Annotated in this window: 22 protein-coding genes; 13 read left to right on the top strand and 9 right to left on the bottom strand. The window is 51.8% G+C overall.

The genetic code is table 11. The features are described from left to right. Positions 1-85: 85 nt before the first annotated feature. Positions 86-316: a YoaH family protein gene (locus GN242_RS11190; RefSeq protein ID WP_154751018.1), complete on the top strand. Its 231-nt coding sequence runs from the start codon at positions 86-88 to the stop codon at positions 314-316. 38 nt (positions 317-354) lie between these two features. Here GN242_RS11190 and GN242_RS11185 read toward each other — a convergent pair whose 3' ends face one another. Further along, positions 355-708, bottom strand: a complete 354-nt coding sequence (locus tag GN242_RS11185) for a RidA family protein (RefSeq protein ID WP_154751019.1) — start codon at positions 706-708, stop codon at positions 355-357. Between the two features lie 1201 nt (positions 709-1909). On the opposite strand from GN242_RS11185, the gene yoaA reads away from it, so the two are divergent. From yoaA to rnd, 5 genes are all read left to right on the top strand, one after another. Next, a complete protein-coding gene (gene yoaA / locus GN242_RS11180; protein WP_156287492.1) occupies positions 1910-3820 on the top strand; it encodes a DNA repair helicase YoaA in 1911 nt (636 codons plus the stop codon). 58 nt (positions 3821-3878) lie between these two features. Next, positions 3879-4580 carry a tRNA (adenosine(37)-N6)-threonylcarbamoyltransferase complex dimerization subunit type 1 TsaB gene (gene tsaB / locus GN242_RS11175; protein WP_156287491.1) on the top strand — a complete coding sequence of 234 codons (702 nt, stop codon included), beginning with the start codon at positions 3879-3881 and terminating at the stop codon, positions 4578-4580. Positions 4581-4640: 60 nt separating this feature from the next. Continuing rightward, positions 4641-5237, top strand: a complete 597-nt coding sequence (locus tag GN242_RS11170; RefSeq protein WP_154751021.1) for a Slp family lipoprotein — start codon at positions 4641-4643, stop codon at positions 5235-5237. Positions 5238-5453: 216 nt separating this feature from the next. Beyond that, positions 5454-7139 carry a long-chain-fatty-acid--CoA ligase FadD gene (gene fadD / locus GN242_RS11165; RefSeq protein WP_156287490.1) on the top strand — a complete coding sequence of 562 codons (1686 nt, stop codon included), beginning with the start codon at positions 5454-5456 and terminating at the stop codon, positions 7137-7139. A 119-nt stretch (positions 7140-7258) separates the two neighbouring features. Continuing rightward, positions 7259-8368, top strand: a complete 1110-nt coding sequence (gene rnd, locus GN242_RS11160; protein ID WP_156288259.1) for a ribonuclease D — start codon at positions 7259-7261, stop codon at positions 8366-8368. A gap of 54 nt (positions 8369-8422) precedes the next feature. Here rnd and minE read toward each other — a convergent pair whose 3' ends face one another. Genes minE through minC form a run of 3 tightly spaced genes read right to left on the bottom strand, consistent with a single transcriptional unit; the run spans position 8423 to position 10249 of the window. Continuing rightward, complete coding sequence (minE, locus tag GN242_RS11155) at positions 8423-8698, bottom strand: cell division topological specificity factor MinE (RefSeq protein WP_154751023.1); 276 nt, start codon at positions 8696-8698, stop codon at positions 8423-8425. Between the two features lie 3 nt (positions 8699-8701). Further along, on the bottom strand, positions 8702-9514 hold the full coding sequence (gene minD, locus GN242_RS11150; protein ID WP_154751024.1) for a septum site-determining protein MinD: 813 nt from the start codon (positions 9512-9514) through the stop codon (positions 8702-8704). A gap of 42 nt (positions 9515-9556) precedes the next feature. Next, the gene (gene minC, locus GN242_RS11145; RefSeq protein WP_154751025.1) at positions 9557-10249 is read right to left on the bottom strand and encodes a septum site-determining protein MinC; all 693 of its coding nucleotides are present in this window, start codon (positions 10247-10249) and stop codon (positions 9557-9559) included. 156 nt (positions 10250-10405) lie between these two features. Between minC and GN242_RS11140 the strand changes: the two genes are divergently transcribed. The 4 genes from GN242_RS11140 (at position 10406) to ycgN (ending at position 13058) form a co-directional block, all read left to right on the top strand. Then, positions 10406-10684 (top strand): YcgL domain-containing protein, encoded by a 279-nt coding sequence (locus tag GN242_RS11140; RefSeq protein ID WP_154751026.1) that lies wholly within the window; start codon positions 10406-10408, stop codon positions 10682-10684. 88 nt (positions 10685-10772) lie between these two features. Next, positions 10773-11828, top strand: a complete 1056-nt coding sequence (locus GN242_RS11135) for a lytic murein transglycosylase (protein WP_156287489.1) — start codon at positions 10773-10775, stop codon at positions 11826-11828. 57 nt (positions 11829-11885) lie between these two features. Then, positions 11886-12545: a fumarylacetoacetate hydrolase family protein gene (locus GN242_RS11130; protein WP_154751028.1), complete on the top strand. Its 660-nt coding sequence runs from the start codon at positions 11886-11888 to the stop codon at positions 12543-12545. Between the two features lie 63 nt (positions 12546-12608). Next, positions 12609-13058, top strand: a complete 450-nt coding sequence (gene ycgN / locus GN242_RS11125) for a cysteine cluster protein YcgN (RefSeq protein ID WP_154751029.1) — start codon at positions 12609-12611, stop codon at positions 13056-13058. A gap of 133 nt (positions 13059-13191) precedes the next feature. Here the strand turns inward: ycgN and dsbB are convergent, their stop codons facing one another. Beyond that, positions 13192-13722: a disulfide bond formation protein DsbB gene (gene dsbB / locus GN242_RS11120; protein WP_154751030.1), complete on the bottom strand. Its 531-nt coding sequence runs from the start codon at positions 13720-13722 to the stop codon at positions 13192-13194. 307 nt (positions 13723-14029) lie between these two features. On the opposite strand from dsbB, the gene fadR reads away from it, so the two are divergent. Then, complete coding sequence (gene fadR, locus GN242_RS11115) at positions 14030-14749, top strand: fatty acid metabolism transcriptional regulator FadR (protein WP_154751031.1); 720 nt, start codon at positions 14030-14032, stop codon at positions 14747-14749. Positions 14750-14864: 115 nt separating this feature from the next. On the opposite strand, the gene GN242_RS11110 is transcribed toward fadR, so the two are convergent. Beyond that, entirely contained in the window at positions 14865-16403 is a 1539-nt protein-coding gene (locus GN242_RS11110; protein WP_156287488.1) for a SpoVR family protein, read from the bottom strand. Between the two features lie 514 nt (positions 16404-16917). Between GN242_RS11110 and GN242_RS11105 the strand changes: the two genes are divergently transcribed. Next, positions 16918-18219: a D-amino acid dehydrogenase gene (locus GN242_RS11105; protein WP_154751033.1), complete on the top strand. Its 1302-nt coding sequence runs from the start codon at positions 16918-16920 to the stop codon at positions 18217-18219. A gap of 29 nt (positions 18220-18248) precedes the next feature. Continuing rightward, positions 18249-19319, top strand: a complete 1071-nt coding sequence (dadX, locus tag GN242_RS11100; RefSeq protein ID WP_154751034.1) for a catabolic alanine racemase DadX — start codon at positions 18249-18251, stop codon at positions 19317-19319. Between the two features lie 2 nt (positions 19320-19321). Here dadX and GN242_RS11095 read toward each other — a convergent pair whose 3' ends face one another. The 3 genes from GN242_RS11095 to GN242_RS11085 form a co-directional block, all read right to left on the bottom strand. Continuing rightward, positions 19322-20512 (bottom strand): multidrug effflux MFS transporter, encoded by a 1191-nt coding sequence (locus GN242_RS11095; RefSeq protein ID WP_156287487.1) that lies wholly within the window; start codon positions 20510-20512, stop codon positions 19322-19324. 154 nt (positions 20513-20666) lie between these two features. After that, positions 20667-22136, bottom strand: coding sequence for an undecaprenyl-phosphate galactose phosphotransferase WbaP (wbaP, locus tag GN242_RS11090; protein ID WP_154751036.1), 1470 nt, complete (start codon positions 22134-22136; stop codon positions 20667-20669). 441 nt (positions 22137-22577) lie between these two features. Beyond that, positions 22578-24305, bottom strand: a complete 1728-nt coding sequence (locus GN242_RS11085) for a potassium/proton antiporter (RefSeq protein ID WP_154751037.1) — start codon at positions 24303-24305, stop codon at positions 22578-22580. Positions 24306-24503: the final 198 nt, after the last annotated feature.

Below are 24503 nucleotides of genomic sequence, written 5' to 3'. Positions count from 1 at the left end.
CCACCAGCCTGGCATATTTTTATGTTGCTGGCATCTCTTTGTCGCCCGTGGAATAATCCGCAGCGAAAACCACCCAGGAGTCATTATGATTACAGGATTACCCGCGCTATCACATGAACAGCAGCAGGAAGCGGTAGAACGCATTCAAAAGCTGATGTCAGAGGGAATGAGCAGCGGCCAGGCGATTACCATGGTCGCCGCCGAAATCCGTGAGAACCACACTGGTGGCAATGTCGCGGTGATGTTTGATGAAGATGAAGAAGACTACATGGGTGACAATAACCACGACGACGAAGAAGAAGAGTACGACGAATAAATAAGTGGTTAACCCCTGCCAGTACGGCAGGGGATGTATCACTTAGCGGCAATCACTTTAATTTCTACCAGATATTTCGGGTTCATCAGGCCGGCCTGTACGGTACAGCGTACCGGTGCGTTACCCGGAGACACCCACGCATCCCATGCGCGATTCATTGCCGCAAAATCCGACTTATGCACCAGGAAAATGGTCGCATCCAGTATCTTACTTTTATCTGAACCGACGCGCGTCAGCAGCTTGTCGATAACAGCCAGAGCATTGGCCGTCTGAGCCTCTGCATCTTCATCCAGGTTTTCCGGCACGCTGGTGTAGTAGATCGTATCGTTGTGGATTACAGCTTCGGACATGCGGTGTTCTACAGGTTCAACTCTTGTTATTGCTTTTGACATATCAATACCTTACTCATCACTTGTCCCGTTATTAAAATTTGCATGGGGCAGATTTGGAACATTCTGCGTAAAAATAACATCAATCGACCTGGCATGCTTAGACAAATGGTCTGAAGAAAAGGGAGTATATCTCAGGATCTGGTCAGTTCTTATCGTCATGGGGATGTCTTCATGTGGCTGATGAAGACATTACTAACATCGGGGAGCAGGTCACGACCAGTCAGCCTTAAGGGCGCTTCAGTAATACCTCAAAACCCAGTGCTTAAATTAAAAAACCTTCATCGCAATAAGGATGAAGGTCTGTCATTTAGCATATCCCTTGAACTCAGTTGATAAGCTGATCAGGCTCTGTCATGACTTTTAAGCACACCATTGCTATCGAAGATGAATAATATGGTTTTACCCAGGCCATTCTGGCATATCACCCCGTCGGTATTTACGCTGTCAGTTATACCCTGGCAAGCCATATTGCTAACGTAAGGTCGTATCTGACATTTGAGAGTTTTACCATCCACAATCTTGAGATTACCATTATGGACTTCGCTTGCAGTGGGAGCCGGACATGCTCCATCGCCCCAGTCGACGCCATGATGTTTTTCAAAAGCTGAACATCCCTGTAGCAATATTGCGCTAGCTATTAGCGTCACCAGGTGAATCTTCATTTTATTTAACTTCCTGTTGTGAAATGTCAGATTTTCAATTGTTGTACTTTCGGCGATTATTTTAGCTATGCGTTTACCCTCATTGTTTAAGACAAATCTGATTTGGCCGGGTGTATTGACTGAAGGATGTTGTAAAGGATGTTGCCCGGAGCCAGGGGCTGAATGTTAGTAGCGGAGTTATCCAAAGAGAGCCTGTTATTTCGATAAGCAGCACCATCACATCATTCAGATAACTAGAAAACCCGACTGCTCTGATGCATTGCCAGCCAGCAACTTTTCGCGGGTTACCTGTGAGCACAATGATAGTGTTGGATAGTGCGCATCAGAATGCAGTAATTTACTGAATAAAATGAAGATTTTATTCTTTGGGTATGCGGTGTTCAGGAGCGGTACGTACGATAGTCATGCAGGTTCATTAAAATTTGCGCTAAAAACCGCGACAGACTGGCACAGAATAACGTGGTCTGTCGCCTAAAGGGTGGAGTGCACTGGCGGATGCTGACATAATTACTGTTGTTTTAACCAGCTGGTGAGGGTATGTGATAGACGATTTTGCAGCAGATGGCGCTCTGGCGCAGGCTATTCCCGGCTTCAGGCCACGTGAACCACAGCGCGAAATGGCAGCTGCGGTAGCCCGTGCCATTGACAGCAAGAGTGAACTGGTAGTCGAAGCAGGTACCGGAACGGGTAAAACCTATGCTTATCTGGCCCCGGCGCTGAGGTCGGGCAAAAAAGTGATCGTCTCGACTGGCTCCAAGGCGTTACAGGATCAGCTTTACAGCCGCGACCTGCCCACGGTGGCAAAGGCGCTGAAATTTAAAGGTATCGTGGCGCTACTTAAAGGGCGCTCAAACTACCTGTGCCTTGAACGGCTTGAACAGCAGTCGATGGCCGGGGGCGAGCTGGCGGTACAGGCGATGAGCGACCTGGTACACCTGCGCGGCTGGTCGAACGAAACTGTGGATGGTGATATCAGCACCTGCGGCGGCGTGGCGGAAGACAGCACCATCTGGCCGCTGGTTACCAGCACCAACGATAACTGTCTGGGCAGCGACTGTCCGCAATATAAAGACTGTTTTGTCGTGAAAGCGCGACGTAAGGCGATGGATGCCGACGTGGTGGTGGTGAATCATCATCTGTTTCTGGCGGATATGGTGGTGAAGGAAAGCGGCTTTGCCGAGCTGATCCCCGATGCGGACGTAATGATCTTCGATGAGGCCCATCAGGTGCCGGATATCGCCAGCCAGTATTTTGGTCAGCAACTCTCCAGCCGCCAGCTGCTGGATCTGGCAAAAGATATCACTATTGCCTACCGCACCGAAGTGCGGGATATGCAGCAGCTACAGAAATCAGCTGACCGGCTGGCACAAAGCACCCAGGATTTCAGGCTCTCGCTGGGCGATCCTGGTTTTCGCGGCAACCTGCGCGAATTACTCAGTAACCCCCAGATTCAGCGCGCGCTGCTGCTGCTCGATGACGCACTTGAACTCTGCTATGACGTGGCGAAACTCTCTCTGGGGCGCTCTGCGCTACTCGATGCGGCATTTGAGCGCGCTGCACTCTATCGCGGACGCCTCAAACGCCTCAAAGATACTACTCAGCCGGGTTTCAGCTACTGGTACGAGTGCAACTCACGTAACTTTGTGCTGGCGCTGACGCCGCTCTCTGTCTCCGACCGGTTCCGCGAAGTGATGGACGAACGACCCGCCAGCTGGATCTTCACCTCCGCAACGCTGGCGGTAAATGAGCAGATGACCCACTTCGTTGAGCGGCTTGGCGTAGCGAAGGCGGAAACCCTGATCCTCAACAGCCCGTTTGATTTCGCCAGCCAGGCACTGCTCTGCGTACCGCGTAATCTGCCATCGCCCAATCAGCCAGGTGGAGCTCGTCAGCTGGCACGTATGATGAAGCCGCTGATCGAAGCCAATAATGGCCGCTGCTTCTTCCTCTGTACCTCTCATCAGGTTATGCGCGAACTGGCTGCTGAATTTCGCGCCACCATGACGCTGCCGGTACTGTTACAGGGGGAAACCAGCAAAGGGCAGATCCTGAAACAGTTTGTGGCCGCAGGCAATGCGCTGCTGGTGGCCACCAACAGCTTCTGGGAGGGGGTTGATGTGCGGGGAGATGCGCTGTCGCTGGTGATCATCGATAAGCTGCCGTTTACCTCACCAGAGGATCCGCTGCTGAAGGCCCGTATGGAAGATTGTAAAGTGCGCGGCGGCGAGCCATTCGATGACGTGCAGCTGCCGGATGCAGTTATCGCCCTTAAGCAGGGGGTCGGGCGTTTGATTCGTGATGTGGACGACCGTGGCGTGCTGGTTATCTGCGATAACCGGCTGGTGATGCGTCCTTATGGAGCGGTATTTCTTAACAGCCTGCCGCCGACACCGCGCACACGCGATCTGCAAAAGGCGGTGGACTTTTTGCAGTCCACCACGGAGCAGTAATGAATCCGGCGGCAATGTGCTATGATGCGCGCCGAAAATTTTCTCCCCAGAGGTGAGTATGTCCACGCGAATTTTAGCCATTGATACGGCAACAGAAGCCTGCTCGGTCGCACTACTGAATGACGATCGTTTGCTGGCTCATTTTGAACTCTGTGCTCGCGAACATACGCAACGCATACTGCCGCTGGTGCAACAGATTTTGCAGGAAGGTAACGTAGCACTCCGTGAGTTAGATGCCCTGGCTTTTGGTCGTGGACCGGGTAGTTTTACCGGTGTGCGTATTGGCATCGGTATTGCGCAGGGGCTGGCGCTGGGCGCAGAGCTGCCGCTTATCGGTATCTCAACATTGAAAACCATGGCGCAGAGTGCGTGGCGTTTGCATGGTGCCAGCCGGGTTCTGGCGGCGATTGATGCGCGTATGGGCGAAGTGTACTGGGCCGAGTATCAGCGCGATGAGCAGGGTAACTGGCTGGGTGAAGAGACTGAAGCCGTGCTTAAACCGGAGGCCGCAGCAGCGCGGATGGCAGCACTTGAAGGGCAGTGGGCCTGTGTGGGCACGGGCTGGCAGGCCTGGCCGCAGCTGGCAGCAAACAGTGCGCTGGAGCTGATGCTTTCTGATGTGACGCTGCCCTGTGCCGAAGATATGCTGCCTTTAGCAGTGCAGGCCCTGGCGGCGGGTTTGACGGTTGCGCCTGAGCATGCGGAACCGACTTATCTGCGTAACGAAGTGACATGGAAAAAATTACCTGGCCGCGAATAGCAGGTAGCAACTATTCGCAGTGGTAGTAGTCGAAGTAGCATAACAACAGGGGAGTTCTCTATGCGTATATCCAGTGTGTGGCAGTGCAGCGTTCTGTTATTAGCGTCGCTGGCTTTAAGCGGTTGTGTCACAGTGCCGGATTCGATTAAAGGGCATTCAGAGAGTCCGCAACAGGATCTGGCGCGGGTGCTGACGGCCCCTGATATTTTTACCGGCCAGGAGTCACGCTTTGGCGGTAAGGTTCTTAAAGTAGATAACCGCAACGGTATGACGCGTCTTGAAATTGCGGCGATGCCTCTCGATGAGGGGGCAAGGCCGATCCTGGGTTCAGCTTCCGTTGGCCGTATTTTTGCTGATATCAACGGCTTTATCGATCCGGTTGATTTTAATCAGCAGATGGTCACGGTAGTAGGAACCATCAGCGGTACTGAAAAAGGCAAAATTGGTGAGGCGCAGTATAACTTTGTCGTGATTAAAGTGACGGGTTATCAGCGCTGGCATATGACCCAGCAGATTATCTCACCGCCGCAGCCGATTGATCCCTGGATCTGGTATGGCCCTGGCTATGGCCATCATCGCGGCGGCTACTGGGGACCGGGTCCATGGGGTTATTACAACCCGGCTCCGGCTCAGGTACAGACCATACTCACACAGTAATCTATTAGTTTAATCGTTAATCAGGCCGATCCGCCAGGCATCAGCGGATGGGCCTTTTTTTATTTAATCTCTCAGGATGAGAGAAATTTAGTGATGAACTTCGCAACCTCTAAACAGAGACCTGAGCAAACTGGTACGCTGAGTTAAAATAATGTTAACGGGCGCTGACTGGTCGAGGCTGCGATGACAACAAATTATAATTTTCGAGGTGTTTCCTTGCATAAGGTTTGGTTAAATCGCTATCCGGCCGATGTACCGGCGGATATTAATGCTGATCGTTACGGTTCCCTGATTGATCTTTTCGAACACGCCGCGCTGCGCTATGCCGGGCAAACGGCATTTATCAATATGGGGAAAAGTATCTCCTTTCAGCAGCTCGATGAGCGCAGCCGGGCGTTTGCTGCCTATTTACAGCAGGGGCTGGGGCTGAAGAAAGGCGACCGTGTGGCGCTGATGATGCCAAACCTTCTGCAATATCCCATCGCGCTATTTGGTATTTTGCGTGCCGGAATGATTGTAGTGAACGTTAATCCGCTTTATACGCCGCGTGAACTGGAGCATCAGTTAAATGACAGCGGCGCAAGCGCCATTGTGATTGTCTCTAACTTTGCCCATACGCTGGAGAAGGTTGTCGCGCAGACCGCGGTAAAACATGTGATCCTCACCCGGCTGGGCGATCAGCTCTCAGCCGCAAAGGGAACGCTGGTTAACTTTGTCGTCAAATATATTAAAAAGATGGTGCCAAAATATTATCTTCCAGGCGCTATCTCATTCCGTCAGGCGCTACACGATGGCGCACAGATGGAGTATATCAAGCCACAGATCATTAATGACGATCTCGCCTTTTTGCAATATACCGGCGGTACAACCGGCGTAGCGAAAGGGGCGATGCTGACCCACCGTAATATGCAGGCTAACCTTGAACAGACCAAAGCGACCTATGGTTCACTGTTAAAAGCCGGTAAAGAAACCGTGGTCACCGCACTGCCGCTTTATCATATTTTCGCCCTGACGGTGAACTGCCTGTTGTTTATCGAACTGGGCGGTGCAAACCTGTTAATTACCAATCCGCGTGACATCCCGGGCCTGGTGAAAGAACTGAGTAAATATCCGTTTACCGCGATAACCGGCGTGAATACTTTGTTTAATGCGCTGCTGAACGACGAAGGCTTTAATAAGCTGGATTTCTCCACGCTGACGCTCTCCGCAGGCGGCGGGATGGCTGTACAGAAAGCCGTGGCAGAACGATGGGAAAAGCTGACCGGCCACTATTTGCTGGAAGGCTATGGCCTGACCGAATGTTCTCCGCTGGTGTCGGTTAATCCTTATGACATTCAGTGTCACAACGGCAGCATTGGTCTGCCGGTGCCCTCGACCGATATTATGCTGGTCGACGATGCCGGTAATGAGGTAGCGGAAGGGGAGCCGGGTGAGCTGTGCATAAAAGGCCCGCAGGTGATGCTTGGCTACTGGCAGCGCCCGGACGCTACCGATGAAGTTTTAAAAAATGGATGGCTTCGCAGCGGTGATATTGTTACCGTTGACGACGAAGGTTTCCTGCGCATTATCGATCGTAAAAAGGATATGATTCTGGTTTCCGGTTTCAATGTTTATCCCAATGAGATTGAAGATGTTCTGATGCTGCACCCGAAAGTGCGTGAAGCGGCCGCAATCGGTGTGCCAAACGATGTCGCAGGGGAAACGGTGAAAATTTGTGTAGTGAAGAAAGATCCGTCACTGACCAAAGAAGAGCTGATCGCCCACTGCAAAAAGAACCTGACAGGCTATAAAGTACCCAGAATTGTTGAGTTTAGGGACGAACTTCCCAAAACCAATGTCGGCAAAATCCTGCGCCGCGAACTGCGCGAGGAAGCTATCAAAGCACAACCACCAGCAGCCTGATGGTCGGTCGTTTTGCTGAGAATGTATCATGCCGGGTAACCGGCTTTTTTATTGCGCATTTACAGTTGACCACCGGCATGACCCGTCAGTGGCGAGAGAACGCTATTTTGAATTACATCATGATTACCACTAATGATGCGCTGGCTGAAGTATGCCAGCGCGCTCGTCAGGTTCCTGCGCTGGCGCTGGATACTGAGTTTGTCCGTACCCGCACCTATTATCCCCGACTTGGTTTGATCCAGCTTTTTGACGGTGAAACCATCTCTCTAATCGACCCGCTGCCTATTACTGACTGGACGCCATTTCGCGATTTGTTAACGGATCAGCAGGTTATCAAGTATCTCCATGCCGGTAGCGAAGACCTTGAAGTGTTCCATCATGAGTTTGGTGTCTTACCACAGCCGATGGTTGATACCCAGATCCTCGCCGCTTTTAGCGGTCGTCCGCTCTCCTGCGGATTTGCCACCATTGTTGAATCTTTCACCGGTATCGCACTGGACAAAAGCGAGTCACGTACTGACTGGCTGGCGCGTCCGTTAACGGAAAAACAGTGTGTCTACGCCGCAGCCGATGTGTTCTACCTGCTGCCGATCGCCATTAAACTGACTGCGGAAACAGAAGAAGCCGGGCAGATGGCCGCTGCGCTGGATGAGTGCCGTCTGCTGTGCCAGCGTCGTACCATGGTGGTTGATCCAGAGGAAGCCTATCGCGATATCACTAATGCCTGGCAGCTGCGTCCGCGCCAGCTTGCTGCGTTGCGTCTGATGGCTGCCTGGCGCCTCAAACTGGCCCGCGAGAAAGATATGGCGGTTAACTTTGTCGTGCGTGAAGAGAACCTGTGGAAAGTGGCGCGCTTTATGCCTGGTACCCTTGGCGAACTTGACCACCTTGGGTTACCCGGTCAGGAGATCCGTTTCCACGGAAAAGCTCTGGTGGCAATGGTGGCAGAGGCTAATGCACTTGATGAAGATCAGCTGCCGGAGCCGGTGCCGAATCTTATTGATTACCCGAACTACAAGCAGGTGTTTAAAAGCCTGAAGGCGCTGGTGGCAGAAACCGCAGAGCAGCATGGTCTGAGTCAGGAGCTGCTGGCATCACGTCGTCAAATTAATCAGCTGCTGAACTGGCACTGGAAGTTGAAACCGAAGGCGGGTAAACCGGAACTGCTGGATGGCTGGCGTGGGGCGCTGCTGGCTACCGGGATCGAAGAGATTCTCGCAGCCGGGTAAATCCTGCAATTTTCCCCTGCACAAAAGCAGGGGAAAATTATGAGCAGGAGAAGATCATTTCGGTGTTTCTTCCGTTTCCGTTTCCGGCAACGTCACGTTCAGTTCAAGAATAGAGATATCATCATCTTTTTGATCCAGCTTGACACTAAGCATCTCCGGATCAATTTTCACATATTTACAGATCACTTCCAGAATGTCCCTTTTCAACTGTGGCAAATAGTGGGGCTCGTGATCTCCCCGTCTACGTTCTGCCACAATAATCTGTAGCCGTTCCTTGGCAATATTGGCTGTGCTCTTTTTACGGGATAAAAAGAAATCGAGTAAGGCCATGGTTTATCCCCCAAACAGGCGTTTCAGGAAACCCTTCTTCTCTTCTTCAATGAAGCGGAAGGGACGATCTTCACCGAGCAGACGGTCAACGGTATCAGCATAGGCTTTACCAGCGTCAGATTCGGCATCCAGGATCACGGGCTCACCCTGGTTTGAGGCACGCAGTACAGACTGATCTTCCGGGATAACACCAGCCAGAGGAATACGCAGAATTTCCAGCACGTCTTCCATGCTCAACATATCACCACGATTAACGCGGCCCGGATTGTAACGAGTCAGCAACAGGTGTTCTTTAATAGCATCCTGTCCTCTTTCAGCACGGCGTGATTTAGAAGACAAAATACCGAGGATGCGGTCAGAGTCACGCACCGAAGAGACTTCCGGGTTGGTGGTGATAATCGCTTCATCAGCAAAATATAACGCCATCAGCGCGCCGGTCTCGATGCCTGCCGGGGAGTCACAAACGATGAATTCGAACTCCATGGTGGCAAGGTCATCCAGCACTTTTTCCACGCCGTCACGGGTGAGGGCGTCTTTATCGCGCGTCTGGGATGCTGGCAGGATAAACAGGTTTTCGGTACGTTTATCTTTTATCAGCGCCTGGTTCAGCGTAGCATCACCCTGGATAACGTTCACAAAGTCATAAACAACGCGACGTTCGCAGCCCATAATTAAATCTAAGTTACGCAGACCGATATCGAAATCGATAACGACGGTTTTTTTACCTTTCTGCGCCAAACCGGTAGCGATGGCCGCGCTGGACGTGGTTTTGCCAACGCCTCCCTTACCTGATGTAACAACAATAATGCGTGCCATATAATAATTTCCTTAAGAAAAGAAAGGGCTCGATAGCCTGGCTCAGTTCAATGTCTGTATAGTCAATGCGCCGTCTTTAAGACAAAGACGAGACGCTTTTCCGAAAAATTCAGCAGGTATCTGATCCATAATCCAGTAATTACCGGCGATGGAAACCAGCTCTGCGGATAAACTGGTACAAAAAATCTGGCAACTCTTTTCACCGGAAGCGCCAGCCAGGGCGCGGCCGCGCATCATGCCATAAATGTGAATATTGCCGTCAGCAATCAGTTCGGCACCGGCGCTGACGCTGCTGGTGACGATCAAATCGCAATTTTTAGCATAAATCTGCTGTCCTGAACGTACAGGAGTATTAATAAGCCGGGTTTTCGTAGCGGGCTGCTCGATGGGGATGGCAGGCGCTGTAATCTCAGGACCTGGCTTCTGCTCTTTTCCTTCGTTTAAAATCGGCAGGCCAGAGCGGGAAATCATGCGCTTTAGCTGACCGTCTTTGCAGCCACTGATACCAACAATATGTAACCCGGTTGCAACGATCGCCTGCTGCATCTGTCGCCAGTGAACCTCGCTGGTTAATGAGGAGACGTTTATCACCACCGGAGCATTTTTCAGAAAAGCGGGTGCCTGACTGATTTTTTCCTCAATGGCTTTACGCACGATTGCAGGATCGGTGTGATGCAAATGAACGACCGACAGCGTAAAACTGCTGCCCTTTAACTCGATTGGCGATTGTGACATCTGTCCCGCTCAGTCCTGTTATTTCCCATCCTGGCTAAATCAACACCACTTTCAGGTGTTTAATCAAGACAGGCAATATTCCGAAGTTCTGCAAGCATGTTATAGTTACTGTAATATTCAGGCAAGTCACCATCCAGGTTAATTCGAGTAAAAAATATGTTTTGTGTGATCTACAGAAGTCCGCAGCGCGACCAGACTTATCTTTATGTTGAAAAAAAAGACGATTTCTCACGCGTCCCGGAAGCCCTGCTGAAGGGGTTTGGCAAGCCAAAGCTGGCAATGTTGCTGCCTTTGGACGGCAGCAAGAAGCTGGTGGGTGCTGATATTGAGAAAGTAAAAACTGCGCTGCGTGAAGAGGGGTTTTATTTACAATTGCCTCCTCCGTTGGAAAGTCTGCTTAAGATACATCTTGACGACGTTAAAAAAACTATTTAGGAATCATCTGCAAATATATCTCCACTGGTCAGAATTCGCTTTTTTATTATAAATTTCCGGTGGAGATAGTGATAAAAGGATGCCCAGCATGAAGCTGTCTGCCGTAAATTCTCTGCTTTTTTCTCTTCTGGTGCTGGGCAGTTCCGCCAGCCATGCTTCTTTCCTTAACCCTCCGGCAACTACAGCCGCTCCTGATAGCACGCTCTCACAGCAGGGGCGTGACCCGGCGCAGTTTCCTGGTTATATCGAGCAGTTAAAAGCTCAGGCCCGGCAGCAGGGCTTCGACGATGCCACCATTGAAACCGCTTTTACCGGCGTGCATTTTGTTGACCGGGTGATCAAAGCAGATCGCGGTCAGCTGGAGAACAAAGTTACTCTGAGCGACTATCTGAACAGGGTGCTGACGCCGGAAAAAATTGCCCAGGGGCGGGATTACCTGCAACAGTATCAGAACCAGCTTCAGCCGATAGCCAATGCCTCAGGCGTTCAGGCACACTATATCGTCGCCCTTTGGGCGCTGGAGAGTCACTTTGGTAACATACAGGGCAGAGAAGAGGTGGTCTCTGCGCTGGCAACCCTGGCTTTTGAAGGGCGTCGTGAAGCCTTCTTTACTAAAGAGCTGATGGCTGCGCTGCGTATTATCCAGAATCAGCAGATGACTGCCGCCGAACTTAAAGGCTCATGGGCTGGTGCGATGGGCCAAAGTCAGTTTATGCCGAGTTCATTCCTTAACTACGGTAAAGATGGCGACGGTGACGGTAAAATTGATATCTGGAACAATCTGGATGATGTCTTTGCCTCCACCGCGAACTATTTACAGCGTGAAGGCTGGCGCGCCGGGCAGGGCTGGGGCGTGGAAGTGACGCTGCCTGCGGGTTTTGACGCGCAGCAGGCCGGGCTGAAAACCTCCCAGGCGAAGAGTCCGGCCCAGTGGTTGCAGGCGGGTGTGCAGGTCATGCACCCGGAGAACAATAGCAGTAGCGGCCAGCGTGCGTGGATCGTCACACCTCAGGATGGTGACGGCCGTTCATTTATGGTTTATGACAATTTTCGTACGCTGATGCGCTGGAATCGTTCTTATTATTTCGCTATCAGTATTGGCATGATGGCTGATGCCATTACGGCCCAGCCAGCAGTACAGTAAGCAGATATGCGGCGGCACGATGCTGGCGCAGCCACTCTAACTAAACAGGGGATAAGCATGTATCAGCATCATAACTGGCAGGGCGCACTGTTAGATTTTCCGGTCAGCAAAGTCGTCTGCGTAGGAAGTAACTACGCTAACCATATTAAAGAGATGGGCAGCGCCACGCCGACCGAACCGGTACTGTTTATCAAACCGGAAACCGCGCTCTGTGATATCCGCCAGCCGCTCTCTATCCCGAAAAACCTGGGTGCGGTTCATCATGAAATCGAACTGGCAGTGCTGATCGGCTCCACCCTGAAGCATGCAACCGAGCAGCATGTGGCGCAGGCGATAGCCGGGTATGGCGTTGCGCTGGATTTAACCCTGCGCGATATCCAGGCAGGTTGTAAAAAAGCCGGGCAGCCATGGGAAAAAGCGAAAGGCTTTGATAATTCCTGCCCGCTATCCGGCTTTATACCGGTCAGCGAATTTAAAGACGATCCGCAGGATGTGGAGCTGAAGCTGATCGTCAACGGTGAAATTCGCCAGCAGGGCCGCACCGCCGATATGATTCACAAAATTCTGCCGCTGATTGCTTATATGAGTCAGTTCTTCACTCTGCGCGCCGGTGATGTGATCCTTACCGGTACACCGGAAGGCGTTGGCCCGATGGTCTCCGGAGACCGTCTTGAAGTGCTGGTTGGAGGACATGGAGTCGCCACGCGCGTGCTGTAAACTTGCAACTGGAGCCTGAACCCTCTATAAGGTGTGGGCTTTAACATTAACCGGACACCTGACATGACTGATACCCCTTTCTGGCAGCGCAAAACGCTGGAACAAATGACCGACGAGGAATGGGAGTCCTTATGTGATGGCTGTGGCCAGTGTTGCCTGAATAAATTACAGGACGCTGATACTGATGAAATTTATTTCACCAATGTTGCCTGTAACCAGCTAAATATAAAAAGCTGCCAATGCCGTAACTATGAGACTCGCTTCGAACTTGAAGAGGATTGCATTAAGCTGACGCGTGATAATCTGCCGACTTTTCAGTGGCTGCCGCCAAGCTGTGCTTATCGCGTGATGGCCGAAGGGAAAACCCTGCCGCCATGGCACCCGCTGCGTAGCGGCTCGCGCGCGGCCATGCATGCTGCGCGTATTTCTGTACGCCATATCGCCGTGCATGAGAGTGAAGTGGTTGACTGGGAAGAGCATATTATTAATCGCCCGCGCTGGTATGGAAAATAAGCGGCAAGGGCAGCTAATAACAACAGATAAGAAAGCTTCGCGTATGCGGGGCTTTTTTTTTGCCTCTTATCCCCGGAGGAATAAGAGGCAGTAGGACAAAACCAGGAGACGAATCCAGGTTTCGACGGGTCAATTAGCGAGAGAAGAGGTCGCGTCTTTTAGGTTTGAAAGCCTGAGCAATCAGCACCAGTACCGCTACCAGTAGGTAGGCCGCGCAGATGCCCACCAGCCACTGCGGCATACTCAGCGTCAGGAATGACCAGACTTTGTCAGCACAATCACCGCTGGCAACAAAGACAGAAGGGAACCATTTATCCAGCGGCAGCCACGTCGGGAAACGGGCGGCAAAATCGCAGGTGACAAACGGCGATGGATGGAGCTGGATCATGGTGTGTTCCCATGCCAGTCGAACACCTTCCCAGGCGCTGTAGAGCCAGATCACAATAGCGACCCAGCGCAGTGGCGTTTTCGGCGCAATAGCGCCTACGATACCGGCACCCATAATCCCAAACAGGGCGCAGCGTTCATAGATACACATCACGCAGGGTTTCAGCAGCATCACGTGCTGAAAATAGAGCGCGGTCATCTCAAGAGCGAAAGCGGTCAGTGCCAAAAGTAACCAGGCACCCCGGCCGCCAGAGCAGCGATTCAGATATCTCAACATTAGTTTATCCGTCCGGAATAGATTCAAACGGCAGTGTAAACGAAAAGCGTCCGCAATCCAGCCAGGAGGGAAAAATTTAAGCAGGAAAATGACTTAAATTAATTCTAATGACGATAAATGTCGATATTCTACGATACACGCGCTGACTTCTGAGGAAGCCGGAAATATCCGCGCACAGATAGAAAAGAATCGCGGCTTTTTTTGCAGGCGATCTCCTTTTCCCTTGCCTCCAGGCTAGGTGATGCCTGGTGCGTCTGGTATGATGAGCTGAATTTTGAAGAAATAAACGCAACGGAAAAAGAACGCTATGGTTATTAAGGCGCAGAGCCCGGCGGGTTTCGCTGAAGAGTATATCATTGAAAGTATCTGGAACAGCCGTTTCCCTCCGGGGTCAATCTTACCCGCTGAACGTGAACTCTCCGAACTGATTGGTGTAACCCGTACCACGCTTCGTGAGGTGTTGCAGCGCCTGGCGCGTGACGGCTGGCTCACTATCCAGCATGGTAAGCCAACAAAAGTGAATAATTTCTGGGAAACCTCGGGGCTGAGTATCCTGGAAACACTGGCGCGTCTTGATCATGATAGCGTGCCGCAGCTGGTTGATAATCTGCTGTCAGTGCGAACCAATATCTCTTCGATCTTTATCCGTCGTGCCATTCGTGCCTATCCGGATCAGGCGCGGGAGGTATTGGAAACCGCCAATCACGTTGAAGATCATGCGGAAGCCTATACTAATCTGGATTACAGCATCTTCCGCGGGCTGGCATTTGCCTCGGGAAATCCCATTTACGGTCTGATTATCAATGGACTAAAAGGGCTGTACACCCGCGTGGGCCGTCACTATTTCTCTAACCCGGAAGCGCGTCATCTGGCACAGGCTTTTTACCAGCAGCTGCTCACGATATTACAGACTCAACAGTATGAGCAGATCATCGACAGCGTGCGCGATTATGGCCGCCGCAGCGGTGAAATCTGGCATGCCATGCAGACCAGTATGCCTACCGACCTGCCTCCGGCTCGTCGTTAACCGCAGATTTTCGCAATAAATAAGGGCTGGCCTTCCGGGGCAGCCCTTTTTTGCTGGTAAGCATTTTCACCATGGGGAGAAGGGGGAGACAGAATTATCCTGCCGCCCCGTCAAATCAGATAGTAGTGCCCGGGCGTGGCGGGCAGCGATCGAGGATCTCAACGCTACCATCTTCGTTCTGCTGTTCCAGATTGATATCAAAGCCCCAAAGACGATGCACATGTTTCAGCACTTCCCGGCGGCTCTTATCCAGTGGAGCGCGGTTATGCGGCACATAGCGTAGCGTCAGCGAGCGATCCCCACGCAGATCAACGTCGTATACCTGAATATTAGGCTCCAGGTTACTCAGATTATACTGTGCAGAAAGCTGCTGACGAATCGCCCGGTAACCGGCTTCATCGTGAATCGCCGCAATTTCCAGGAAATTATTGCGGTCATCATCCATCACAGTGAAGAGGCGGAAATCGCGCATTATCTTAGGTGAGAGGAACTGGCTGATAAAGCTCTCATCCTTAAACTCTTTCATCGCAAAGTGCAGGGTATCCAGCCAGTTGGAACCGGCGATATCCGGGAACCAGTGACGGTCTTCTTCCGTCGGCTCTTCACAGATGCGCTTGATGTCCTGGAACATCGCAAAGCCCAGCGCATACGGATTAATCCCGTTGTACCACTGGCTGTTGTAAGGCGGCTGGAACACCACATTGGTGTGGCTATGCAGGAACTCAAGCATAAAGCGCTCTGAGACCTTACCTTCGTCATACAGATGATTAAGAATGGTGTAGTGCCAGAAGGTAGCCCAGCCCTCATTCATCACCTGAGTCTGCTTCTGCGGGTAAAAGTACTGGCTGACTTTACGAACGATGCGCAGACATTCGCGCTGCCATGGTTCCAGCAGCGGCGCATTTTTCTCCATAAAGTACAGCAGGTTTTCCTGCGGTTCTGAAGGGTAGCGCGTATTGGCAAACGCAGCCTCTTCCCGCTCACGGCGGGGCAGAGTGCGCCACAGCATATTTACCTGACTTTGCAGGTACTCTTCACGACTCTGCTGGCGGGCTTTCTCTTCCTGTAAAGAGATCTTTTGCGGGCGCTTGTAGCGATCAACGCCATAATTCATCAGCGCATGGCAGGAATCCAGCAGGCGCTCAACGTTTTCAACGCCATAACGCTCTTCACACTGAGTAATATAGTTACGGGCGAAAATCAGATAATCGACGATGGAGCTGGCATCTGTCCAGCTGCGGAACAGGTAGTTATTTTTAAAGAAGGAGTTGTGGCCATAGCAGGCATGTGCCATCACCAGCGCCTGCATCGTCATGGTATTTTCTTCCATGAGATAGGCAATGCAGGGATTGGAGTTAATGACAATTTCGTAGGCAAGGCCTTGCTGGCCATGTTTGTAGCGCTGCTCAGTTTCGATAAACTTCTTACCGAATGACCAGTGAGCATAGTTAATCGGCATACCCACGCTGGAGTAAGCATCCATCATCTGCTCAGAGGTAATTATCTCTATCTGATGGGGGTAGGTATCCAGACGGTAGGATTTAGCAACGCGGTCTATCTCCTTGAGATACTCATCAAGCAGGTCGAAAGTCCAGTCTGGTCCATCATCGAGTCGTTTGCTGTCCTTAACCGGAATGTCAAACATCGTGGTCATAGCGCACCCCTTTTTATAAAACCGGATTACCTCACGGCAAAATGTCCGTTTTCATCTCGACTTACCCGTACAAGTGACGCGCAGATAAGCCTGGAATTAAAGCCAATATCTCAATGATAGTTCACTGTCTCGTATCCCTCCCGTTAAAACAATTGAAATCTTCGATACAAAATCCAGCGCTGTTAAAAAAAAGATTTTTACGTAACGGTAAATTCATATTTAATTGGTATTTGCAGGATAAAATCCTGTTTATAGTATTAAGTTATGACGGAGTGAGAATGTTCTGGTCTTTGTGTATTTATGCTGATTGTGGGTTATTTTCTGCTTAAAAATCAAATAAAGCAGATTGTTCGACTGAATTACCGTGCGCATCTTGTTTTTATTTACCTACAGGGTAAAAAAGATGTGAAATATGTCAGCGGAATGTGAGTGTTGTAACTGGTGTTTTCCTCCATGTTGAAGCCGATCATCCAGTGCATAATTCTTTAATATTTCTCTGTGAGGTAAGGTGGATATGCGAGTTGTCATTCTGGGCAGTGGCGTGGTGGGCGTGGCAAGCGCCTGGTATCTGGCACAGGCCGGGCACGAGGTGACGGTAATCGATCGCCAGCCAGCGGCAGCGCTGGAAACCAGTGCCGCCAATGCAGGACAAATTTCACCCGGCTATGCCGCCCCATGGGCTGCACCCGGCGTGCCGTTTAAAGCAGTAAAATGGATGTTTCAGCGTCATGCACCGCTGGCGATCCGCCTTGATGGCAGCCGTTTCCAGCTGCAATGGATGTGGCAGATGTTGCGTAACTGCGATATGCGCCATTATCAGCAGAATAAAAGCCGCATGGTGCGGATTGCTGAATACAGCCGCGACTGCCTGAAGATGCTGCGTCAGGAGACCGGAATTGCCTACGAAGGGCGCCAGGGCGGCACATTGCAGCTGTTCCGTACTGCCCAGCAGTATGAAAGTGCAGCGAAAGATATTGCGGTACTCAAAGAGGCGGGCGTGCCTTACGAGCTGCTGGAAGCTGCGCAGCTATTACAGGCAGAGCCGGCGCTGGCGGCCACACAGCACAAACTGACGGGGGGATTACGCTTACCCAATGATGAAACCGGAGACTGCCAGCTGTTTACCCAGCGCCTGGCCGAAATGGCTGCCGCTGCTGGGGTAACCTTCCGCTTTAATACGGCGGTGGATGCCCTGGTGCAGGATGGAAATCGCATCAGCGGGGTCAAGTGCGGCAGTGAAATGATTACCGCGGATGCCTATGTGGTGGCGTTTGGCTCCTTCTCGACCGCGTTGCTCAATGAGATCGTTAACATACCGGTTTATCCGCTGAAAGGTTATTCACTGACTATCCCGGTTAAGGATCCAGCTGCCGCTCCGGTTTCTACAGTGCTCGATGAAACCTATAAAGTGGCGATCACCCGCTTCGATGACCGAATTCGCGTGGGCGGTATGGCAGAGATAGTCGGATTTAACACGAAACTGCTACCGGCGCGTCGTCGCACGCTGGAAATGGTGGTGGGCGATCTCTTCCCGCACGGGGGACATATCGAACAGGCGACCTTCTGGAGCGGGCTGCGCCCGATGACGCCAGACGGTACGCCAATTGTTGGTCGTACCCCGTTGAAAAACCTGTTCCTTAATACCGGTCATGGTACTCTTGGTTGGACGATGGCCTGCGGTTCAGGGCAGCTTCTGGCGGATATTATTTCTGGTAAAACACCGGCTATTTCTGCTGATGACCTGTCCGTAATGCGCTATCTGCCGGGCTATCATCCGGCCCCGGTGCGCTCACTGCACAGTGCCAATGTTCGCTAACTTATCGTATGGTTTTACAAGGAGAGGGTATGTCTCGTCCGATTGTCGCAACGATTAATCGCGCCGCGTTGCGGCAAAACCTGGCAGTGGCGCGCCAGGCTGCTGGCGGTTCCCGCCTGTGGTCAGTGGTAAAGGCCAATGCCTACGGGCATGGTATTGAGCGTGTCTGGCAGAGCCTTGCTGAAACGGATGGCTTTGCGTTACTGAATCTGGAAGAGGCGATTCTGCTGCGGGAGCAGGGCTGGAAAAAGCCTATTCTGCTACTTGAAGGATTCTTCCACGCTGAGGATTTGACTCTCCTTGATCAATATCGACTGACCACCAGCATTCACAGTAACTGGCAGATTCAGGCGCTGGCGAAAGCGACGCTCTCCGCCCCGCTGGATATTTACCTCAAAATGAACAGCGGTATGAACCGGCTGGGTTTCCAGCCCGATCAGGTGCATAACGCATGGCAAAAGCTGCGTTCGCTGGAAAACGTCGGAGAAATGACGCTGATGGCTCACTTTGCCGAAGCCGAAACCGCGGAAGGTATTGCCGGGCCGATGCGCCGTATCGAGCAGGCAGCCGAAGGGCTTAACTGTGCACGTTCGCTGGCAAATTCAGCGGCGACACTGTGGCATCCGCAGACTCATCATAACTGGGTACGGCCGGGTATTATTCTCTATGGAGCCTCTCCCAGCGGCAAGTGGCAGGATATCGCCAGCAGTGGTTTACAGCCGGTGATGACGTTAACCACAGAGGTGATTGGCACCCAGCAGCTAACTACGGGTAGCGCTGTTGGTTACGGTAGCCGCTATCGGGCATCAGGTGAGCAGCGTATCGGCGTGGTGGCCTGTGGTTATGCAGACGGTTACCCGCGTCATGCTCCTACCGGTACGCCGATCATGGTGGATGGCATAATGACGCATACCGTCGGGGCAATCTCGATGGATATGATCACCGTTGATTTAACCCCGTGCCCGCAGGCCGGTATTGGCAGCCGGGTGGAGATGTGGGGCAATAACGTCAAGATCGATGATGTTGCAGCGGCATCCGGCACCGTCGGATATGAGCTGATGTGCGCGCTCGCTCCCCGGGTGCCGGTTATTGTTGAATAGAATCAGAGCGCGGTCAGCGTACCGCGCACTTTTTTACTAAAACGCCAGGCGGTAAGCGCCAGTACTCCACCGGCCATCATCATCAGCGCCAGCGCGGATTTCTCCGCGACAGGTAATGCCATCGCTATCAGCCCCGTAGTGGATCCGCCCGCCATCTGAATAAAGCCCACCAGCGCCGATGCGACGCCTGCCTGCTGCTGGTACGGTTCCAGCGCATAGCTGGTGGCGGGGCCAGCGGTGAAGGCCAGCCCGGCCACTGAGATGGCAACCGGTAGCATATACAGCGCCCAGTGCGTTTGTAACTCAGCAGGGAACAGCATGACCCCCGCCATTAACGTCACTGCACCCAGCGTCATCGCCAGTGCGCCAATCGCCAGACAGATCGGGCGGCCCACTTTGCGGATCATTTTATTGACCAGCACGCTGACCAGCATGATCCAGAACCCGTTGGCTCCGAATGCGATGGAGAATTGCAGCGCGCTGAGTTTACCTTCGGTCATCAGTACATGGGGGGCCAGTGAAACATAGGTCAGCACCATACCCAACGCACCCGCGTTGGCAAAAGCAAAGGCAAGAAAACGCGGCTCCCGCAGAATTTGCCAGTACTGGCGTACCGGCAGACCTTTTACTTTTTTAGTATCAGCAGGGCGGGTTTCCGGCAGGAAAAGCATCACCAGCACGGCGATAACCAACGCATAGCCTGTCAGGAACCAGAAGTTTGCCCGCCAGCCAAACGCCGCTGCCAGAAACCCTCCCAGCATTGGTGCCAGCGCAGGAACAATATTCAGCGCCCCGTTTAAGAAACCATAGGCACGCGCCGCTTCGTCACCGTCCAGGCGGTCACGTACGCCGCTGAAGGCCACCACAGCGGTACAGCAAACCGCACAACCCTGAATAACACGCGCACTAAGAAATTGTGGCCAGCCGCTGGCGGTGGCGGCAAGAACGCTGCCGGTAACGTACAGCAGCAGGCCAATCAGCGCGATAGGCTTGCGGCCAATATTATCAACCAGCGGGCCGGCGATGATCTGGCCCAGTCCCATTACCAGCAAAAACAGCGGGATAGTGGTCTGGATGGCGGAGACAGGTGTATTCAGACCGACAGCGATATCGGGCAGCGTGGGCAAATAGAGGTCAATGCCTAATGGTGCAAGCAGCACCAGGCTGAGTAACAGAAGCGTATATTTTTGCATGGCAGGTGTGGCGTCCAGAGTAAAGCAAGCCGGACAGGGTAGAGATATCAGGCTTAAAAGAAAAGCAGAAATTAATAAAAATGCAGGGAGGCAAGTGGCCATCGTTATTACCAGAAACAGCCAATAACGATGGCATACAGGAGGTTAACGCAAATTAATAGGCACCATCGCGGCGTAGTACCACGCCTGCCGTTTTGAATAAAATGGCAATATCAGTCCACAGCGCCCAGTTTTTCACATACCAGGAGTCGAAGTAAACGCGGGTATCGTAGTCAATATCGTTACGACCGCTTACCTGCCACAGACCGGTCATGCCGGGTTTTGCCATCAGATAGTAATCGACGTCACCGGCATAACGCTCCAGTTCAGCCTCAATCACAGGACGTGGCCCCACCAGACTCATCTCACCGCGGATAACGTTCCACAGCTGCGGAAGTTCATCCAGGCTGGTTTTACGCATAAACGAACCAATTTTGGTGACGCGCGGATCGTTCTTCAGTTTAAAGTCTTTGTCCCATTCAGCGCGGGCTTCTTCACTGGTAGCCAGCAGTTTTTCCAGCACTTCTTTGGAGTTCATCACCATTGAGCGGAATTTAAGGCATTTAAACTTTTTGCCGTCCTGACCAACGCGTTCATGACCGTAGATCGGGCTGCCACCGTCGCGGCTGACCATCCAGCAGATCAGGCCAAAGACCGGAGCGAGGAACAGCAGCAGTAGCGAAGCTACCACGACATCAAAGGTACGCTTAAGGAAGCGCGACGACCGTTTCGCCAGATTATTGCTTACCCGCAGCAGCATGACTTCGTGACTGAAGATAAATGACATATCCGTGCCGTACAGTGGAACACCGCGCAGGGTAGGTACCACCGAGACAGAACGACATTTTTTCTTCGACAGTAGCTTCAGCCATTTGTCGCGGATGACACGTTCATCGTTCTCCATCGCCACGATAAATTGGGTGTTATCGAGGTCGACGGTATCCCAGACAATGTCTTTGTGTGTGATGACCGGAATGCCATTAAAACTGGCTGTCCCGCTCTTTGCCCCTGACGGAGCGACAAAGGCTTTAACGTCGTAACCCAGCAGCTCTTCACTTTGCAGTGCCGCATAGGCCTCACGGGCATTTTTACCGGAACCGATGATAATGGTATGTTTCTGCCACTGGCCCGCTTTCAGGATGGCATTCTTCACACATGAACGCAGGAGAGGCACCAGGATCAACGCATAGAGCCAGGTGAAACTCCATAACATGCGGGAGAAATCCCATTTGGAAAACGCAATCAGTGCCAGATCCAGCAGTGAAAAAATGACCAGCGTTTTAATTATTTCTTTTAATTCAAACCAGAAGGGTTTGCGATAAGTATAGTGGCGCAAACGCATCCAGAACCATCCGGTACACAATACTGACATAACGAATTGTGCGATAAAGCGAACTTCTACTTCCTGTGGCGGGATAAAAATATCCAAATCGCCCCAAATACCCTTCAGCGTTGCTGCGGATAAAAATAGTGCCAGATTGATGGAGAGTAAATCTGAAAGACTTAATGCTACTTTCGCAATTACATTTTTTCTTGTGCCGCTATATGTCCGGCGACTATCGTTTAGTACCAGAGTACTTGCCATAATGCCTGCTCTCTTTTAATGAGAAATCAACGACCTGACGAGGATAACGCACGCGTCCAGGAGTCTCTACATTAAACCCAAAGGGTTTATCAGACTGACGTCGGTGTTGCCATTATTGTTACAATGTAAGGGCAGCGGAACGGTGGAGAAGAGGGAGACCACACTATTCCGTCACATAATGAAGTGATGAGTATGCAGGAGTTATTTGAGTTAGTTAATACGGGAAATTCCTAAAAGCAGCTGAAAAATCACACAGGGGGTTAATCGCGGTTGTTACGGCTAACTAAAAGAAATAAATAAAAAATTATGACAATAAGATAATTGAATACCTACTAATAGATGAATTTTAAAACCGTCATTGATTAAAATGACGGTTTCAGATTAATCCAGTGGAGTGTTATTCTCCTCTGTCGGTTGTCCTGTCAACAGAGGGAGGAAAAATTACTCTTTCTCTTCTTGTACCCTGACGCCAACTTTGATGATTTCGTTAGCTTCTTTTTCCGCCACCGTCCAGACCATATTTTTCCATTCTACCTGGTCGCCCACCACTGGTGCACCGCCGATTAAACCAAGAACCAGCTGCCCAAGCGTCTGCTGAGTGTCTGCTTCATCATCCAGCTCGATGCCGTAAATTTCCGAGACATCCTGCAACCGGGCATCGGCCTGCAAAATAAAGTCACCGAAGAAGCGCTGATCCAGTGAAACAGGGGGAGACTGACTGAACAGCTTGCCCAGTGCGGGCAAATCACGCTCCCGGCCGATTACACACAGCACATCGTTCTCTCTCAGACGGGTGCTGCCGGATGGGTGTAGCAGCAGGTTATCGCGGAATAACGCTGCGATACGCGTTTCACGCGGCATTCTCAGGTCACGCAGCGCCGCGCCGACGCACCATTTGTCCGCGCTGAGTTGATAAACAAACTGTTCCCACGGATTTTCCGGATGTATATCCAGACCCACGCGAGAGATGGGATAAGCCATAGGCGGTACTACGACCCTGGCCTTACGCGCCGCCCAGCCCAGTGAAGTCCCCTGAACCATCAGTGACACCATTACCACGAAGAAGGCAATATTGAAGAACAGTGAAGCGTGGGGCAGTCCGGCCATCATCGGGAAGACGGCGAGAATGATCGGCACTGCGCCTCTCAGCCCCACCCAGCTGATGAAAATACGTTCACGAATATTAAACCCACGGAACGGCAGCAGCCCGATAATGATCGACAGTGGACGGGCGATCAGAATCAGGCAGAGCGATAGCAGGGTGGCCGGAATAGCGATACTCCACAGATCTTTAGGATTGACCAGCAGGCCCAGCACCAGAAACATACCAATCTGGCTCAGCCACGCCATACCGTCAAAGGTTTGCAGAATGCCGTGGCGGTTACGAATAGGGCGGTTACCCAGCACAAATCCACAGAGATAGACGGCGAGGATCCCACTGCCTTCCAGCGCGGTGGTGAGGGAAAACACCAAAATCCCGCCGCTGAGAGCCAGCAAAGGATAGAGGCCGCTGGCCAGCGAAACACGATTAACCAGCTGTAGCAAAGCCCAGCCGCCGCCCAGACCGAGTAAAATCCCCAGCCCGAACTGCTGAACAATATGTACCACGAACATCCAGCTCAGACCGGTTTGTCCCTGCTGAATCATCTCAATTAACGTAATAGTCAGAAACACTGCCATCGGATCGTTACTGCCGGATTCGATCTCCAGCGTGGCGCTCACGCGCTCATTCAGCCCTTTGCCGCCCAGCAGTGAAAACACCGCTGCGGCATCAGTGGAACCGATAATTGCTCCGACAAGAAAGCCGTTCATCAGGTTGAGGTCGAACAGCCAGGCTGCCGCCAGCCCGGTCAGCCCGGCGGTGATGAGTACCCCAACCGTCGCCAGCGACAGTGCCGGGCCTAGTGCAACTTTAAACGAGCTGGCCTGAGTGCGCATACCACCGTCAAGCAGAATCACCGCCAGTGCCAGGTTACTGATGAGATATGCGGCAGGATAATTGTCAAAGGCGATGCCACCAATACCGTCGACACCTGCCAGCATACCCAGCGCAAGGAAGATCACCAGTATGGGGATCCCCAGTCTGGATGAAAAAGAACTTAACAGAATGCTCGACGCAACCAGCACAGAACCAATAATGAACAGACTATAAATAGCGCTGGCTTCCAAAGGGCATTTCTCCTGTGAAGTGTAAAAAAACCGCTTTCACCGCAGGTTATCAACCAGGTGAAGGGTCGAAATCTGGACGCAACTCATTTGCATACAGAAGATAAGTATCAGTCAGAATAAAATATCGCAAAATAGCCAGATGTAAATGCTGCTGAGTACCATCAAAATGGGCTTTATTTGACGCATTAGCGCTGCACA

The sequence above is a fragment of the Erwinia sorbitola genome, assembly GCF_009738185.1.
GTDB classification, from domain to species: Bacteria; Pseudomonadota; Gammaproteobacteria; order Enterobacterales; family Enterobacteriaceae; genus Erwinia; species Erwinia sorbitola.
The sequence above is the reverse complement of the archived record's forward strand: the minus strand, read 5'-3'. Positions and strand labels throughout refer to the sequence as shown.

Coding starts and splice junctions, on each gene's coding strand:
- wbaP (WP_154751036.1), bottom strand. CDS start 22,136: ATGGCAAGTACTCTGGTACTAAACGATAGTCGCCGGACATATAGCGGC.
- minD (WP_154751024.1), bottom strand. CDS start 9,514: ATGGCACGCATTATTGTTGTTACATCAGGTAAGGGAGGCGTTGGCAAA.
- minE (WP_154751023.1), bottom strand. CDS start 8,698: ATGGCCTTACTCGATTTCTTTTTATCCCGTAAAAAGAGCACAGCCAAT.
- GN242_RS11170 (WP_154751021.1), top strand. CDS start 4,641: ATGCGTATATCCAGTGTGTGGCAGTGCAGCGTTCTGTTATTAGCGTCG.
- GN242_RS11190 (WP_154751018.1), top strand. CDS start 86: ATGATTACAGGATTACCCGCGCTATCACATGAACAGCAGCAGGAAGCG.
- rnd (WP_156288259.1), top strand. CDS start 7,259: ATGATTACCACTAATGATGCGCTGGCTGAAGTATGCCAGCGCGCTCGT.
- minC (WP_154751025.1), bottom strand. CDS start 10,249: ATGTCACAATCGCCAATCGAGTTAAAGGGCAGCAGTTTTACGCTGTCG.
- GN242_RS11110 (WP_156287488.1), bottom strand. CDS start 16,403: ATGACCACGATGTTTGACATTCCGGTTAAGGACAGCAAACGACTCGAT.
- dadX (WP_154751034.1), top strand. CDS start 18,249: ATGTCTCGTCCGATTGTCGCAACGATTAATCGCGCCGCGTTGCGGCAA.
- GN242_RS11105 (WP_154751033.1), top strand. CDS start 16,918: ATGCGAGTTGTCATTCTGGGCAGTGGCGTGGTGGGCGTGGCAAGCGCC.
- GN242_RS11130 (WP_154751028.1), top strand. CDS start 11,886: ATGTATCAGCATCATAACTGGCAGGGCGCACTGTTAGATTTTCCGGTC.
- GN242_RS11135 (WP_156287489.1), top strand. CDS start 10,773: ATGAAGCTGTCTGCCGTAAATTCTCTGCTTTTTTCTCTTCTGGTGCTG.
- GN242_RS11140 (WP_154751026.1), top strand. CDS start 10,406: ATGTTTTGTGTGATCTACAGAAGTCCGCAGCGCGACCAGACTTATCTT.
- dsbB (WP_154751030.1), bottom strand. CDS start 13,722: ATGTTGAGATATCTGAATCGCTGCTCTGGCGGCCGGGGTGCCTGGTTA.
- tsaB (WP_156287491.1), top strand. CDS start 3,879: ATGTCCACGCGAATTTTAGCCATTGATACGGCAACAGAAGCCTGCTCG.
- GN242_RS11185 (WP_154751019.1), bottom strand. CDS start 708: ATGTCAAAAGCAATAACAAGAGTTGAACCTGTAGAACACCGCATGTCC.
- fadR (WP_154751031.1), top strand. CDS start 14,030: ATGGTTATTAAGGCGCAGAGCCCGGCGGGTTTCGCTGAAGAGTATATC.
- ycgN (WP_154751029.1), top strand. CDS start 12,609: ATGACTGATACCCCTTTCTGGCAGCGCAAAACGCTGGAACAAATGACC.
- GN242_RS11095 (WP_156287487.1), bottom strand. CDS start 20,512: ATGCAAAAATATACGCTTCTGTTACTCAGCCTGGTGCTGCTTGCACCA.